Here is a 16,239-nt window from a genome sequence, read left to right as displayed (position 1 = left end):
CGATATGCTATTATTGATGTATTAAGAGCCGCCGACTCGTTCGGCGGTTTTTTTTGTATTTTAATCACTTTCTTTTGACGAAGCGGCCTTGAATTCGGTACAATCAAGAAAGGCTCTTTGAAGCAGAATAGGAGGCAGACCTCATGAACGGTATTACCGAGGCACTCCGCAGCGGATCAAGACTTGCAGAAGATTATATCTGTTCAAGAGATGCTGCGCGTGGCCTTTACGAGTATGACATTCGCTGGGAATCAGGACTTCAGGCGCGTGCCGAGTGGCTGGACCAATCGGAAAACACACGTATTGATCGTCGTGATCTGGCAGAGTATTTACGTATATATAATAAGCGGGTGAACGACCATGGAGAGGTTCATGCGTCCATCACACGTCTTGCCGAACAAGATGCACTAGTGGTTACAGGAGGACAGCAGAGCGGTCTGCTCACCGGACCACTGTTCGTCATATACAAAGCCGCCAGTGTTGTGGCAGCTGCGCGTGAAGCGGAAGAAAGACTTCAACGCCCGGTAGTCCCAGTATTTTGGATTGCCGGTGAAGACCATGACTGGGATGAGGTTAACCACACATATCTACCTGATCATCAGGGAGACATGAAGAAGGTCAAGTTACAAGGACGATTCGCAGGAAGGGATTCTGTGAGTAATGTTCATGTGGATACACAGCAGTGGGTGAATGTACTCGAACAGGTGGAACATCTGTTACCTGATACGATACATAAACCAGGACTGATGAAATGCATCACAGAGATCCATCAATCCAGTTCAAATCTGAGTGATGCATTTGCCCGCATGATATCTGCCTTGTTTGCCAGCAGTGGACTTGTTCTAATGGATGCATCGGATCCAGATTTACGCAGGTTGGAACAGCCCGTGTTTGAGCGGTTGATACGCAAAAATGAAGTGCTGCGCAACGCATACACACAAGGTGCTGCGCTGGTACAACAAGCTGGTTATGCTATGCCTGCCGAAGTAGCGGAGGATGGAGCCAATCTGTTCTACATTCATGAAGGTACGCGTTTGCTCTTGTTGTTGAAGGACGGCTTATATAGTGATCGCAAAGGTTTGGTTTCTTTCACAGAGGAACGTTTGCTACAGGAACTGGGAGAACATCCGGAGCGCTTCAGTAACAACGTATTGACACGACCATTAATGCAAGATTCCGTGCTGCCTGTAGCCGCTGTTATTTTGGGGCAAGGTGAAATTGCATATTGGGGTTTGACTCGGGAAGCATTCCGTCAGTTCGGACTGCAAATGCCCATTTTGTTGCCGCGGTTGTCTTTCACCATTATGGAAGATATTCATCACAAACATATGAAACAATATGGACTTTCTTTTCAGGATGTTCAATATCATATGGAAGAAAAGAAGGAGCAGTGGCTCGCACAACAGGAGACGTTCCAGGTAGATGAACAGTTTGACAAGGTTCAGGAAGCGTTTCTTCAACTGTACGGACCTTTGCTAGATGAGATCGCGGAGATTCATCCGGGACTGGAACGAATTGGCGATACCAATTTGAGTAAAATCAACGAGCAAATGCAGTATCTGAAACAGCAGACTCACAAAGCTATCGAAGATAAACATAATGTGAGTCTAAGGCACTGGAACGGCATTCAGAACTCCTTATTCCCAACGGGCAAACCACAGGAACGAGTACATAATGCACTCTTTTACCTGAATCGTTATGGCACCGAGTGGATCGATGAACTGATTAAGGCCTCAAGTGAATTCCTTGGAGAGCACAAGGTCATTGCACTGTAGAGCCCTTTATAATAGAAGAAACACATAAACGAGGAGGATTATGAAATGACTACACCTGCATTGCAAAACAGTATTGTTAAAGATATGGGACTCGCTTCAGAGGGTCACCTGAAAATTGATTGGGTAGAAGCGCATATGCCGGTACTGAACCGCATTCGTCGCCAGTTCGAACAGGATCTGCCCTTCAAAGGTTTGAAGGTTGCCATTTGTCTTCATCTGGAGGCGAAAACAGCTTATTTGGCAAAAGTGATCCAAGCGGGTGGTGCAGAAGTAACAATTACGCATAGCAATCCATTGTCTACACAAGATGATGTTTGCGCAGCATTGGTGGAAGACGGCGTTACGGTGTATGCGAAGTACAATCCGGAACCTGCGGAATTCAAATCACTGCAACTGCGTGCGCTTGAGGTGAAGCCTGATCTCATTATTGATGATGGTGGAGACTTTGCAACCATTATTGCATCAGAGCGCCCGGACCTAGCAGCAACAATTCGCGGAGGAGCAGAAGAAACGACAACGGGTATTATTCGTTTGAAAGCATTGGCGAAAGAAGGCCAATTGAAGTTTCCGATGGTTGCGGTTAATGACGCATACTGCAAGTATCTGTTTGACAATCGCTACGGCACTGGACAATCTGCATTCGACGGGATTATTCGTACAACTAACTTGGTTATCGCTGGTAAAAACGTAGTGGTAGCAGGTTATGGCTGGTGTGGTAAAGGGGTAGCAATGCGCGCCAAAGGTCTTGGTGCGAATGTGATCGTAACCGAGATCGATCCAATCAAAGCGGTAGAAGCACACATGGACGGATTCCGGGTCATGACGATGGTGGAAGCCGCCAAATTGGGCGACTTCTTTATTGCAGTTACAGGCAATAAGGATGTTATCACAGGTGAGCATTACGATGTGATGAAGGACGGAGCGATCCTGAGTAATGCAGGTCACTTTGATGTTGAAGTGAATAAACCTGAACTGGCTAAACGTTCCGAATCGATTCGCACAGTTCGTCGCAACATTGAGGAATACCGTTTCAAAGACGGTCGTAAAATGTACCTTCTTGCAGAAGGTCGTCTTGTGAACCTGGGTGCAGCAGATGGTCACCCTGCCGAAATCATGGATACGACATTTGCTCTGCAGGCGCTTGGTCTGCGTTATGTAAGTGAGAATTATGAAAACTTGGGTAAAAACGTCGTTAATGTACCTTATGATATTGACCAACAGGTTGCCAGCTATAAACTTGAAAGCCTGAATATTGGCATCGACTCCTTGTCAGCTGAGCAAGAGAAATACCTGGATAGCTGGAAATTTTAAGCACTATCCAATAATTACAAGCTGATGAAATGATTCAATAGGTATAGAATGGTTTATTGATGATATGGCTCATGTGCGGGTAGACATACGGTTGCCCGTTTAAGGGAAGCGTCTTTGATCCTGAGTGACAGGATCAAGGACGTTTTTTTATGCTGAAAAATTAAAAAATCAAGTCATGCAAGAAGGGTTTTGATTTTTTTGTGCGAATCTATTATGCTTAGGTGGTGGAAAGTGGGGCAAAGTGGGAGAAACGGGTGAGGAGTGAATGGGCCAATGTTTATGGGGGAGTTCCAACATAGCATTGATGATAAGGGTCGGGTTATCATTCCGGCTAAATTCCGCGAATCTCTGGGACCGTCTTTCGTTGTCACACGGGGTTTGGACCAGTGTCTTTTCGTGTACCCCATGGAGGAGTGGGGGGTCATGGAACAGAAGCTCAAAGCACTGCCATTGATGAAATCTGATGCACGTGCGTTTACCCGGTTTTTTTTCTCGGGTGCAACCGAATGTGAACTGGACAAACAGGGCAGGGTAAATCTGCCGGGCAATTTAAGAGAGTATGCCAAGCTGGACAAGGATTGTGTTGTTCTTGGCGTGTCGAACCGGGTGGAGATTTGGAGCAAAGGCATATGGGAGAGTTATTTCAATCAATCCGAAGAAGCATTCAACGACATTGCCGAAAAGCTGGTCGATTTTAATTTTGATTTATAAAGTCAGGAGGGGTGCAGGTTGTTTCACCACATAACCGTACTCAAAGAAGAGGCAACAGAGGGATTAAACATCAAGCAGGACGGTATATACGTGGACTGCACTTTAGGCGGTGGCGGACATAGCTCCGTGATTGCTTCCAAGCTCGGTCCAGGGGGACGTCTGATCGCACTTGATCAGGATGATTGGGCTTTGGATAATGCTCGCGAGAAGCTCGCTGCTTATGGAGAACGTGTAACATTGGTGAAAACCAATTTTCGAGATCTGGAACAGGTACTCAAGGATCTGGATGTACCAATGAAGGATGGTGCACCACAGGTCGACGGTATTTTGTACGACTTGGGTGTGTCATCTCCGCAATTTGATGAAGGAGAACGTGGATTCAGTTACAATCACGATGCTCCGCTCGATATGCGAATGGACCAGGATGCAATGCTGACGGCCAAAGAGATTGTGAATGAGTGGCCAGAAGAAGAGATTGCTCGAATTTTGTATCGCTATGGTGAAGAGAAGTTTTCGAGAAGAATTGCCCGTGTTATCGTCGGAAAACGAGCGCAGTCTACCATTGAGACGACAGGTGAACTCGTGGAACTGATCAAGGAAGGCATCCCGGCGGCAGCTCGACGTACTGGTGGACATCCTGCCAAACGCAGCTTCCAGGCACTACGCATTGCCGTCAACGATGAGTTGGGCGCGTTTGAAGAAGGCTTGCATCAGGCTGTTCGTTGTCTGGCACCAGGAGGACGTGTATCTGTTATTACCTTCCACTCCCTTGAGGATCGGATATGTAAACAGATTTTCAGCAGTTATCTGGAAAAATGTACATGTCCACCCGATTTTCCGTTGTGTGTATGCGGCGGCAAGGGGGCCCTGCGTTTAGTTAACAGAAAACCGTTGATTCCAACGGAAACGGAATTGACCGAAAATTCACGTGCTCGTTCAGCCAAGCTGCGCGTAGCCGAGAAATTGTAGATCAAGAGTGGAGGAGAGAATCGGAGTATGGCATATACACGTGGTAATCTCGCTGTAAAAGAAAAAGCGTCCCAGGAACGTGTGACCCAGCAACGATACAAAGAAACCACCAAAGTGGTGACCCGTCGTACGGGTCTTCCGGCACGCGAGAAGATTTTGTATCTGATTACCGTGGTTGCAGTTATCCTTGTTGGTGGAGCCTTAATGTCTCGTTATGCTCATATCTATGATCTGAACAAACAGGCACAGTCTACTATTTCGGATATCAAGGGGTATGAAAAGACGATTGCAGACCTGCAGGTGGAAAAAGAAACATTGAACAACCAGGTCATCGAAAATGCAAAACAACTTGGTTACGTTGAAGCTTCCGGTAAAGATGTCATTTATGTACCTCGTTCAACAAGTACGAAATCAACTGGTACTGAGTCGTCCTCCAATACAGCAAGCAGTAAGTAAAGAGGTGTTCCGATGATAAAAAGAATAAAGATGCGCACGTTGCTTATAGGGGGATGTATTACCCTCTTTTTTCTTGTACTCGTAACCCGAATCTTTTTCATTCAAGTTGTGAATGGCGGTGTATGGCAGGAACGGGCGGCCGGTTTGGTAGAGCGGGAACAGACGATTAAGGCTGCACGTGGAACGATTACGGATCGAAATGGTAACATTTTGGCTACCGATTCCCCTGCGTATACGGTTTCTGTTAATCCGTTATTAATTAATGAACTCGGAATTCAGGATGTTGTTACGGAGAAGCTCTCTTCCCTTCTTGGAAAAAATGAGAGTGAAATGCGTGCTCTGGTCACAGCCAAAAAGGAAGATGGCAAGTTCTATCAGCAACGTGAAGTACGCAGTGAAGGATATAAGATAAGTCCTGAGCTTGCGGAAAAAGTCAACGAACTGCGTGAGGAATTACAAGAAGAATACAAGGCTCGTAATGCAATTGTCATGGCTCAAGAGTCGAAGCGTTTTTACCCTGAAGAAACACTTGCTTCTCATCTCTTGGGATATATGAGCCGTGATGGGAAAGCTGTAAATGGACTTGAAGTCTCATATGATGAAGCACTGACAGGTACAGATGGATATCTGAATTATCAGAAGGATGCCAAAGGCATTAAACTTCCGGATTCACAGGATAACTATCTGCCACCTCAGAATGGTAAGAACCTAACGCTGACCATCGATGATACGATCCAGTTCTACATTGAGGATGCAATGAAAGAAGCGGTTGCCAAGTATAATCCACTGAGCATGACGGTCATTGCAGCGGACCCAAACACAATGGAGATTCTGGGGATGGCGAACTGGCCAACCTTTAACCCGAATACGTATGGAAGTACACCTGATCAAAAGAATTTTATCAACCATGCTACTCAATCTATCTATGAGCCAGGTAGTACATTTAAAATAGTTACGCTAGCAGGGGCTGTAGAAGAAAAACTCTTTGATCCCAATGCAAGTTTTGAATCCAAACGCATGTATATTGGTGGTTTCCCAATTAGTGATAATGGTCATGCCTATGGTTGGATCTCGTATCTCGAAGGTGTCAAACGGTCAAGTAACATTGCTTTTGTTAACTTGGGTTACAACATGCTTGGCGGTGAACGTCTGCGTCATTACATAGACGAATTCGGTTTCGGCAAAAAGACGGGTATTGATTTGCCAAATGAGGCAGCGTCCCCGATCAAGCCACTGGTTTACAAATCCGAGATTGCCACGGCAGCCTATGGTCATGGTCTTGTACAGGTAACACCAATTCAACAGGTCGCAGCCATCTCTGCGATTGCCAACGGCGGCAAATTGCTGGAGCCACATCTGGTGAAGGAGATCAAGAACCCGAATGATGGGACAACGGAAGTGATCAAACCTAAAGTTGTTCGTCAGGTGATTTCCAAGGAATCTTCCAAACTGGTGAGCGGTTATCTGGAACAAGTAGTTGCAGACCAAACGATTGGTACCGGTCGTAACGCCTATATTGAAGGTTACCGTGTAGCTGGTAAGACAGGTACGGCAAGAAAGGTTGTTAACGGGGCATACAGCAAGTCGAAAGACGTTGTATCGTTTATTGGATTCGCGCCCGTGAATAATCCGAAGATTGCTATACTTGTTGTCATTGACCAACCGGATGGAACCAACATTGGGGGAGGAACCGCAGCTGCCCCGGTGTTCAAAAAGATTGTCAGCCAGACTCTTCAATACATGGGAATACCCAAAGATACAGCCAAAACTCCTGACAAAAAGTCAAAAGAAGTCTCTGTCGTGCAAGCCAAGGCGCCTGACTTGAGTGGCAAGACAGCCAAACAGGCCAGAAGCCAGCTTCTAAGCGCGGGTATTGCTTATGTGACACTTGGTCAAGGTGATAATGTAATTCGGCAGTATCCGGTTGCTGGCGCCTCTATGAATCCAGGCCAACGAATCTATCTGCTAACGGAAGAAAGCAGCAAGATGAAGATTCCCGATCTAACAGGTGAATCTCTCCGTGATGCCCTTGAAGTACTTTCTCTCATGAAGGTGGGGGTTACGGTCAAGGGTGAGGGTTATGTCGTGAAGCAAACCGAGCAGGTCGCAGGTGAGCAGAGAACTGTACAGTTGAACTTGCAAACTGCCAAAGCTGCAGTGACAGGTATAGCCGATGAGGCTCCAATCTCATCTGATCCGTCGTCAGAAGCTGAAGTGAAGGAACAAGAGCCTTCGGGCGGAGAAGGTAAAACCGACGGAACAGACGAAACAGATGAAACAGATGAAACAGATGAAACAGATAACAACAAGGCTTCTGCCAATGAATCCGAATCTTCTGATGATCCAGCCACAAACGGAGCTTCGCTTCCTTAGGGAGCTCTGACAGCTTGTTCTAACCCCCGGTTGTCCTGAATATTCATGAATGGAACGAATGTCATGATTTTGGGACGAGTGGGGGGATCTTTTCGTGAAGGGATCAAGCGTAAATCTGCGGCGCAGGTTGCTATGGAGTTTAATGATTTTAGTTTTGTTATTTTCGGCCCTGATGATCAGGCTTGCTTATGTACAGCTCGGGGAAGGCCCTGAATTGTCAGCAAAAGCAGAAGAATCCTGGCGGCGTAATATTCCTTACTCCGCCAAGCGGGGGGAGATCCTGGATCGAAATGGAACCTCTCTGGCCTATAATGTGACAACACCGACCATTATGGCCATTCCGGCTCAGGTTAAAGAAGCTGAAACGACAGCTAAAGCGTTGGCCCCATTGCTTGGGATGACGGAAGAAAAAGTGCTTGCAACCATCAAGAAACGAGAACTCATTGTAAGACTACAACCCGGCGGCCGCAAAATTACGATGGAGAAAGCTCAGCGCATCCGTGATTTGAAGCTTCCGGGTATCGTTGTTGCTGAGGACAATAAACGTTTTTATCCTTATGATGATTTGGCTGCCCATATTCTTGGTTTTACGGGCATTGATAATCAGGGCTTAACGGGTGTCGAGAAGAAGTATGATGATAAGCTGAATGGTTTGAATGGCAGTGTGTCCTACTTGTCCGATGCGGCCGGAAGGCTAATGCCGGGCTCATCCGAGAAGTATGTGGAACCGAAGGACGGCCTTAACCTCAAGCTGACCATTGATAAATCCATTCAGTCTATCATGGAGAGAGAACTGGATCAGGCCATGGTGAAGTTCCAGGCGAACTCAGCATTGGCCATAGCGATGAATCCCAAAACGGGTGAAATTTTGGGGATGTCCAGCAGGCCGGGATACGAACCTGCCGATTATCAGCAATATCCCGCGGAGATATACAATCGGAATTTACCGATCTGGATGACCTACGAGCCGGGCTCCACATTTAAGATTATTACCTTGGCAGCAGCGCTTGAAGAGAAAAAGGTCAATCTGCAACAGGATCAATTTTTTGATCCCGGATATGTTGAGGTTGGTGGAGCTCGTCTGCGTTGCTGGAAAAAGGGCGGCCACGGAAGTCAGACCTTCTTACAAGTTGTGGAGAACTCATGTAACCCGGGCTTTGTGGCTTTGGGGCAGAGGCTGGGCAAAGAATCGCTCTTCTCCTATATTAAAGACTTTGGCTTCGGTACCAAAACAGGGATCGACCTCAGTGGAGAAGCCAGTGGGATTCTGTTCAAACTGTCCAGAGTGGGGCCTGTCGAGCTTGCAACGACTGCTTTTGGTCAAGGTGTATCCGTAACGCCCATTCAGCAAGTAGCAGCTGTGTCAGCGGCCATCAATGGGGGTAAACTTTACAAGCCTTATGTTACGAAAGCGTGGGTCCATCCGGTTACCGGAGAAGTCATGGAAGAAGCCAAACCGGAACTGGTTCGTCAGGTGATCTCGGAGAATACATCCAAACAAGTACGTGAAGCCCTCGAGAGTGTTGTCGCAAAAGGTACCGGGCGTCCGGCATTCATTGATGGATACCGGGTCGGTGGCAAAACAGGTACAGCCCAGAAGGTTATCAACGGACGTTATTCCTCAACAGAGCATATCGTATCCTTTATCGGATTTGCACCGGCAGATGACCCACAGATTGTGGTCTATACCGCTGTTGATAATCCCAAAGGAATTCAGTTCGGAGGTGTGGTTGCCGCCCCGATTGTGCAGAACATCCTTGAAGATGCTTTGCATTATATGAATGTACCTGTTCGGAAGGATCAGGTCGCCAAAGAATACAAGTATGGTGAAACCAAAATCGTGACAGTTCCAGACCTGACAGGAGCTACTGTTGAAGATCTGTACGAAGACCTGAACATGAATTTTATGCTGGCGAAGTCTGGCAGTGGTAAATACGTGATTAATCAGGCACCCAAACCTGGGGCGAGGGTAGATCAGGGATCAACCATCCGCATTTATATGGGGGATGTACTGAATGATGCACATGATCACACAAAGGATGAATAACAGGGCTTAGGGGTAGTTTGAGGCTTCTAGCGCAACAAAATTCATCCAAGTGCGTTTCATTATTGGGTTGTATTGACGATATTAATAAATACAGACATATGTTAAAACAGAAGTATATTTGGAAAAGTGAGGTTATTCATGTGCTTTTAAAACAATTTGCATCGATGCTGACCACCGCCCGCCTCGTGGGCGAATCAAATACAGAATGCCAAAACCTTCAGACAGATTCCCGGCAGGTAAAACCGGGTGATCTGTTTATCTGTCTTCCGGGACATACGGTAGATGGTCATGATTATGCAGAAAAAGCTGTAAATGCTGGTGCAGTTGCATTGGTGGTTGAACGGCAGCTGGATCTTCCTGTGCCACAATTGCTGGTGAAGGATAGCCGATTTGCGATGGCTGTTCTGGCAGATTTCTTTTTTGACTCGCCAAGCCAGAAGATGAATATGATTGGTGTAACGGGAACGAACGGAAAAACAACGACCACCTATTTGATTGAAAAAATCATGAGTGATTACGGACGCAAGACGGGATTGATCGGTACTATTCAAATGCGGTATGACGGTCGCACCTACCCGATGTCAGGAACGACACCAGAGGCGCTTGATCTGCAGCGTAGTTTGCATGATATGGTTCAGAAGGGTACGGACTGTTGTGTTATGGAAGTTTCTTCTCACGCATTGGAACAAGGGCGAGTAAAGGGAACAAATTTCCGTACTGCGGTATTTACTAACCTGACGCAAGATCATCTGGACTACCACCATTCCATGGAGGAATATCGCGGGGCCAAAGGATTGTTCTTTGCACGTCTGGGTAACGGTTATACAGAAGATGTTTCACAGCGTAAATTCGCTGTCATCAATGCAGATGATCCGGCTGCGGCTTATTTCATCTCTGTGACGGCGGCTGAAGTGATTACATATGGCATGGGTGAAAAGGCGGATGTACGCGCATCCCAAATCTCAATCACGTCTCAGGGAACTTCTTTCCACGTGGATACATTTGCAGGCAGCGCGGATATTCGATTGCGCATGGTAGGCAAATTCAATGTGTACAATGCAATGGCAGCAATCTCTGCAGCGCTGGTGGAAGGTATTCCGCTGGAAGAGATCAAGCGCAGTCTGGAGACGGTTCCGGGCGTGGATGGACGTGTTGAAGGAGTGGACGAAGGACAGCCATTTGCTGTTATTGTCGATTATGCCCATACACCGGATGGACTGGAGAATGTGCTGCGGACGGTGAAAGAATTTGCCGAAGGACGTGTAATTTGCGTGTTTGGCTGTGGTGGTGACAGGGACCGTACCAAACGCCCTCTCATGGGGAAAATTGCTGCGAATTATAGTGATTTTGTACTGGTTACTTCCGATAATCCACGGACAGAAGATCCGGATCTGATTCTCAAAGACATTGAACAGGGCCTGATTGAAGAATCCGTTCCTGCTGAACGTTATACGATGATTGTGGATCGACGCCAGGCGATTCATGAAGCTATTGAAATGGCAAGCCCAGCCGATGTAGTATTGATTGCGGGCAAGGGTCACGAGACCTATCAGATTATCGGCACAACCAAAACCGATTTTGATGACCGAATCATAGCCAAAGAAGCGATAAGGGGCAAATCCAATTGATAAAAAGAACATTGGCACAATTGGCCGAGATGTGTGGAGGAACATTAAGTGACGTTGCCACTCATGGCAATGTAATGGTTGAAGGGGTGTTTACCGATTCGCGTAAACCTCTGGAAGGCAGTTTGTTTATCCCGCTAGTGGGTGAAAGGTTTGACGGACACGAATTTGTGCAAGCCTGTCTAGAGAAGAGGGCTGCAGGCGCGATCTGGCAAAAGGATCATGGTATTCCGCCACAAGGAGCTGTCATTGTTGTTGACGACACACTTGTCGCACTGCAAGCACTCGCATCTGCGTATCTCACGGAGAATAAAGCGGCTGTAGTCGGCATTACAGGCAGTAACGGCAAGACAACAACAAAGGACATCGTTGATGCCATTCTCTCAACGACTTTTAAAGTGCATAAGACGCAAGGCAACTTCAATAATCACATTGGTTTACCGCTGACTGTACTAAGCATGGACCCGGATACCGAGATTATCATTTTGGAGATGGGTATGAGTGGTCGCGGGGAAATTAACGATTTGTCAGTTATTGCTCAGCCAGATGTAGCGATTATAACCAATATTGGTGAATCTCATCTGCTTCAGCTGGGGTCCAGATTGGAGATTGCCAGAGCCAAAGCCGAGATTGCCGCGGGATTGAAGCCTGGCGGGTTACTGATCTACAACGGAGACGAGCCTTTAATTGCACAAGTCCTTGAAGAGCCCGCAACGAAACAACCCGATGGATTGCAGCGGTTTACATTTGGTCTGCAAACCGATAATGATGACTATCCTACCGGACTTATGAATGCGCAGAACGGCGTAGTTTTCACCACCAAACAGTTTGGAGAACATGCATTTACGCTACCTCTGCTGGGAACGCATAATGTCGTTAACTGTCTGGCTGCTTTGGCTGTAGCCCGTCATTTCAAAGTGACGACTGAGCAGATTGCCGCGGGATTGTCTCGCTTGAAACTGACAGGCATGCGTATTGAGGTTACTCAAGGCGTTAGTGGTCTAACCCTGCTGAATGATGCATACAATGCAAGTCCAACCTCCATGAAGGCCGCAATCGATGTACTAGAAGGTCTGAAAGGATATCGCATGAAAGTGGCTGTGCTTGGTGATATGCTTGAACTCGGTCCTCAGGAGCAGGATCTGCATCTTGGAATTGGTGAGTATATTACATCTGCCAAAATGGACATGGTGCTCGTATATGGCCCGCTATCAGCACATATTGCTGAAGGAGCAAGAAAGCATATGCCGGCAGAGGCTGTGCATGCTTTTATAGATAAAGAAGAAATGACCCGTTATCTACTGGAGAAACTACATCCCAGAGACGTTATCTTGTTCAAAGCCTCAAGAGGCATGAAGCTGGAGGACGTGGTCGAAGCATTACAGATAGCACCATTACAGAATCGAGTAGACTAGAGGGGTGAACCCATGGATTTTCAGGTATTACTGTTAACAATCGGTGTTTCATTTATTCTGGCGGTGATTGCCGCACCGCTCCTGATTCCGCTGTTACGTCGAATGAAATTCGGACAGCAGGTTAGGGAAGATGGGCCTCAGAGCCATTTGAAAAAAAGCGGAACACCTACAATGGGTGGAGTCGTCATTTTAGTTGCGTTCACATTGGCCTTTTTGAAATTTTCGGCAGTCAAAAATACAGACTTTTATGTCTTGCTTGTGGCTACGCTGGGATTTGGGCTCATTGGTTTCCTTGATGATTACATCAAAATTGTGTTCAAACGTTCGCTGGGACTGACGGCCAGACAAAAAATGCTGGGCCAATTGTTCTTCAGTGCAGTGATGTGTTTCTTGCTGATCCAGAATGGACACAGCACAGCCATCTCTATTCCGGGTACGTCATTCTCATTTGACTGGACCGGATGGTTCTATTATCCGTTTGTTGTATTCATGATGCTTGCCATTACCAATGCGGTTAACTTTACCGACGGTCTGGATGGTTTGCTGTCAGGGGTAAGTGCTATTGCCTTTGGCGCGTTTGCCATTGTGGCGATGCAAGCCACGTCGATGCCGGCAGCCGTGTGTGCAGCAGCGATGATCGGAGCCGTACTCGGTTTTCTGGTATACAATGCACATCCGGCCAAAGTGTTTATGGGAGACACCGGTTCTCTGGGTATTGGCGGTGCGATTGGTGCGGTAGCCATTGTAACCAAAACAGAGCTTCTTTTTGTCATCATTGGTGGTATTTTTGTTATCGAGATCTTGTCTGTCATCATTCAAGTGGTATCTTTCAAGACTCGTGGCAAGCGTGTATTCAAAATGAGCCCCATTCACCATCACTTTGAATTAAGTGGTTGGTCAGAATGGCGGGTTGTTATTACCTTTTGGGCGGTAGGCGCAATTCTGGCCGCTCTTGGACTTTATCTCAACAAGGGGTTGTAGATCATGAATCATCCTGAATCATATCGCGGACAACAAGTAGTCGTGCTCGGATTGGCCAAAAGCGGCGTACAGGTCGCCAAAGTGCTGGATCGCGCCGGAGCGAAGGTTACAGTAAATGATAAAAAAGAGAGAGATCAGTGTCCCGAAGCTTCCGAATTGGAGGCTTTGGGAATTTCTGTTGTATGCGGAGGACATCCGGATGATCTGATTCACAGTGGTGTGAAGCTGGTTGTCAAAAACCCGGGTATCCCATACCATGCTGCTCCTGTGCAGCAAGCTCTGGCATTGGGCATTGAAGTGGTGACCGAAGTAGAGGTTGCTTATCATCTATGTGCTGCACCCATGATCGGGATTACGGGCTCCAACGGTAAAACAACAACCACCACTTGGGTGGGGGAAATGTTGGAACATGCCGGCCTCAACCCGATCGTTGCCGGTAATATCGGAACACCTCTCTGTGAAGCGGCAGAACAAGCTTCTCCAGATAACTGGATGGTTGTTGAGCTTAGCAGTTTCCAACTCAAAGGAACGGTTGATTTCCGTCCCCGGATTGCCAGCTTGCTTAACGTTGCAGAGACGCATCTAGACTATCACGGGGATCTGGATGATTATGTGGCTTCCAAAGCGAAATTGTTCGCAAATCAGCAACCTGACGACGTGGCCATTCTGAATTGGGATGATGCGGTATGTCGTGGTCTAGTTCCTTACATCAAAGGCAGATTGCTTCCCTTCTCAATGATTGAGAAGTTGGACGTAGGTGTATATGCAGATCCTCCTTATGTGGATGGAGAAGAGGATGATGTGAAGCGTCAGATGATCTACGCGGATGAAAAGGGAAATCACCACACCATTATTGACATCGAGAACATTGGCATCGCTGGACGATTCAATGTGGAAAATGCAATGGCCGCTGTGGCCATTGCCGTAGCGGCAGGAGCTGATCCAGCAGTGCTGGTTGCTCCGCTTGCAGATTTCAAGGCGGTTGAACACCGACTTGAATACGTTTTAGAGCATAATGGCTCTGCGTATTACAACAACTCCAAAGCGACCAATTCGAAAGCTACGGTTATGGCCCTGAATTCGTTCAAGGAACCGGTCGTATTAATTGCTGGAGGGTTGGATCGTGGGTCAGACATGATGGAGTTGTTGCCCTTGTTCCAGGAACGGGTAAAAGCTGTCGTTGCAATTGGAGAGACACGGACAAAAATTGCCAAGGTCGCGGAACTTGCCGGATTAAAGCAAATTAAGGTCGTCGATAATGAGGAGGACGCTGCCCGGACGTTAACCGTTGCTGTGCAGGAAGCATCGAAACTTGCCAGTGCCGGTGATGTCGTTTTGTTATCCCCGGCATGTGCAAGTTGGGACATGTTTGCTTCCTATGAAGAGCGGGGACGCATTTTTAAAGAGGCGGCGCATAACTTGTAAGTAGGGGGGTGGAAAAGCCCCTACTTCCATGCAAGGGGTGGCCTCCTGATGAAACAGACGCGACCGGCACCAGATATTTGGTTGCTGATTTGTATTTTGGCATTGCTTGCCATCGGCATTATTATGGTATATAGTGCGGGCTCGGTGCTTGCCTTTCATGACTATGGCGATTCATTTTATTTTGTAAAAAGACAGGCTCTGTTTGCGGTGCTTGGGCTTGTGGCCATGTTCGTAACTGCTAACGTTGACTACCGGGTGTGGAGGAAATATGCCAAACCTATATTGATTGCCTGTTTTATTATGCTCATCGCGGTGCTCATTCCTGGCATCGGTGTGGTTCGCGGTGGTGCACGAAGTTGGCTGGGCATTGGTTCGTTCGGTATTCAGCCCTCAGAATTCATGAAACTGGGCATGATTCTGTTTCTTGCTCACTGGTTGAGCAAGGAACCGGGCAAAATCAAAACCTTCACAACGGGGCTTCTGCCACCGTTGGGATTGATCGGTTTGGCTTTTGGGATTATTATGCTGCAACCTGATTTGGGGACTGGCACCGTGATGATGGGCGCATCGATGCTTATTATTTTCACAGCCGGAGCGCGAATGAAACATCTGAGCTTGCTTGCTCTTGGCGGCGTAGCGGGGTTTGCAGCTTTGATTGCAGCAGCACCCTATCGGTTGCAGCGTATCACAGCGTTTTTGGACCCGTGGTCCGATCCGCTGGGTGCCGGATATCAGATCATTCAATCCTTATACGCGATTGGTCCTGGTGGACTGGCGGGATTGGGACTGGGTATGAGCCGGCAGAAGTACAGTTATGTACCTGAACCGCAAACGGACTTTATTTTTAGTATTTTGGCCGAAGAACTCGGCTTTATAGGTGGAATGATTGTATTATTGTTGTTTCTGGTGCTGGTGTGGAGAGGAATGCGTGTAGCCATGACCGTTCCGGATGCCTTTGGCAGTCTGCTTGGTGTTGGTATCGTAGGTATGGTCGCCGTACAGGTTATTATTAACATTGGTGTTGTCATTGGCATGATGCCTGTTACGGGCATTACATTACCTCTGATCAGTTACGGCGGATCATCATTGACCCTCATGCTCACAGCACTGGGCATTTTAGTGAATTTATCCCGTTATGCGAGGTGACTATG

At 47.3% G+C, this 16,239-nt stretch carries 12 protein-coding genes; all 12 read left to right on the top strand.

Annotation, left to right across the window (positions count from 1 at the left end; translation table 11 throughout):
• Positions 1–143 precede the first annotated feature (143 nt).
• The 12 genes from bshC to spoVE all read left to right on the top strand — a co-directional run bounded on the left by bshC (position 144) and on the right by spoVE (position 16,234).
• A complete protein-coding gene (gene bshC, locus NZ043_RS31295; RefSeq protein ID WP_133385540.1) occupies positions 144–1,775 on the top strand; it encodes a bacillithiol biosynthesis cysteine-adding enzyme BshC in 1,632 nt (543 codons plus the stop codon).
• 45 nt (positions 1,776–1,820) lie between these two features.
• The gene (locus tag NZ043_RS31290; protein WP_047843755.1) at positions 1,821–3,086 is read left to right on the top strand and encodes an adenosylhomocysteinase; all 1,266 of its coding nucleotides are present in this window, start codon (positions 1,821–1,823) and stop codon (positions 3,084–3,086) included.
• A gap of 273 nt (positions 3,087–3,359) precedes the next feature.
• On the top strand, positions 3,360–3,797 hold the full coding sequence (gene mraZ / locus NZ043_RS31285) for a division/cell wall cluster transcriptional repressor MraZ (RefSeq protein WP_017687291.1): 438 nt from the start codon (positions 3,360–3,362) through the stop codon (positions 3,795–3,797).
• A gap of 18 nt (positions 3,798–3,815) precedes the next feature.
• On the top strand, positions 3,816–4,766 hold the full coding sequence (rsmH, locus tag NZ043_RS31280; protein WP_091028473.1) for a 16S rRNA (cytosine(1402)-N(4))-methyltransferase RsmH: 951 nt from the start codon (positions 3,816–3,818) through the stop codon (positions 4,764–4,766).
• A 27-nt stretch (positions 4,767–4,793) separates the two neighbouring features.
• Entirely contained in the window at positions 4,794–5,222 is a 429-nt protein-coding gene (locus NZ043_RS31275) for a hypothetical protein (protein ID WP_076211549.1), read from the top strand.
• Between the two features lie 12 nt (positions 5,223–5,234).
• Positions 5,235–7,595 (top strand): penicillin-binding transpeptidase domain-containing protein, encoded by a 2,361-nt coding sequence (locus NZ043_RS31270; RefSeq protein ID WP_339310108.1) that lies wholly within the window; start codon positions 5,235–5,237, stop codon positions 7,593–7,595.
• 94 nt (positions 7,596–7,689) lie between these two features.
• Positions 7,690–9,642, top strand: a complete 1,953-nt coding sequence (locus NZ043_RS31265; protein WP_076211545.1) for a stage V sporulation protein D — start codon at positions 7,690–7,692, stop codon at positions 9,640–9,642.
• Positions 9,643–9,782: 140 nt separating this feature from the next.
• Complete coding sequence (locus NZ043_RS31260) at positions 9,783–11,270, top strand: UDP-N-acetylmuramoyl-L-alanyl-D-glutamate--2,6-diaminopimelate ligase (RefSeq protein ID WP_124116018.1); 1,488 nt, start codon at positions 9,783–9,785, stop codon at positions 11,268–11,270.
• Positions 11,270–12,682 carry a UDP-N-acetylmuramoyl-tripeptide--D-alanyl-D-alanine ligase gene (gene murF / locus NZ043_RS31255; RefSeq protein ID WP_339312924.1) on the top strand — a complete coding sequence of 471 codons (1,413 nt, stop codon included), beginning with the start codon at positions 11,270–11,272 and terminating at the stop codon, positions 12,680–12,682. Before NZ043_RS31260 ends, murF begins: the two co-directional genes overlap by 1 nt.
• Positions 12,683–12,694: 12 nt before the next feature.
• Positions 12,695–13,663: a phospho-N-acetylmuramoyl-pentapeptide-transferase gene (gene mraY, locus NZ043_RS31250; protein WP_047843751.1), complete on the top strand. Its 969-nt coding sequence runs from the start codon at positions 12,695–12,697 to the stop codon at positions 13,661–13,663.
• 3 nt (positions 13,664–13,666) lie between these two features.
• Entirely contained in the window at positions 13,667–15,088 is a 1,422-nt protein-coding gene (gene murD / locus NZ043_RS31245; RefSeq protein ID WP_339310105.1) for a UDP-N-acetylmuramoyl-L-alanine--D-glutamate ligase, read from the top strand.
• A 48-nt stretch (positions 15,089–15,136) separates the two neighbouring features.
• Positions 15,137–16,234: a stage V sporulation protein E gene (gene spoVE / locus NZ043_RS31240; RefSeq protein WP_062835457.1), complete on the top strand. Its 1,098-nt coding sequence runs from the start codon at positions 15,137–15,139 to the stop codon at positions 16,232–16,234.
• The last annotated feature ends 5 nt before the right edge of the window (positions 16,235–16,239 follow it).

It is taken from the genome of Paenibacillus sp. FSL k6-2145 (assembly GCF_037976585.1).
Classification (GTDB): Bacteria; Bacillota; Bacilli; order Paenibacillales; family Paenibacillaceae; genus Paenibacillus.
Note: the sequence above shows the minus strand (reverse complement) of the source record. Positions and strands in the feature narration are given on the sequence as shown.

Excerpts from the sequence above, each read along its gene's own strand:
- bshC (WP_133385540.1), top strand. The coding sequence starts at position 144 with ATGAACGGTATTACCGAGGCACTCCGCAGCGGATCAAGACTTGCAGAA.
- NZ043_RS31290 (WP_047843755.1), top strand. The coding sequence starts at position 1,821 with ATGACTACACCTGCATTGCAAAACAGTATTGTTAAAGATATGGGACTC.
- mraZ (WP_017687291.1), top strand. The coding sequence starts at position 3,360 with ATGTTTATGGGGGAGTTCCAACATAGCATTGATGATAAGGGTCGGGTT.
- NZ043_RS31275 (WP_076211549.1), top strand. The coding sequence starts at position 4,794 with ATGGCATATACACGTGGTAATCTCGCTGTAAAAGAAAAAGCGTCCCAG.
- NZ043_RS31270 (WP_339310108.1), top strand. The coding sequence starts at position 5,235 with ATGATAAAAAGAATAAAGATGCGCACGTTGCTTATAGGGGGATGTATT.
- mraY (WP_047843751.1), top strand. The coding sequence starts at position 12,695 with ATGGATTTTCAGGTATTACTGTTAACAATCGGTGTTTCATTTATTCTG.
- murD (WP_339310105.1), top strand. The coding sequence starts at position 13,667 with ATGAATCATCCTGAATCATATCGCGGACAACAAGTAGTCGTGCTCGGA.
- spoVE (WP_062835457.1), top strand. The coding sequence starts at position 15,137 with ATGAAACAGACGCGACCGGCACCAGATATTTGGTTGCTGATTTGTATT.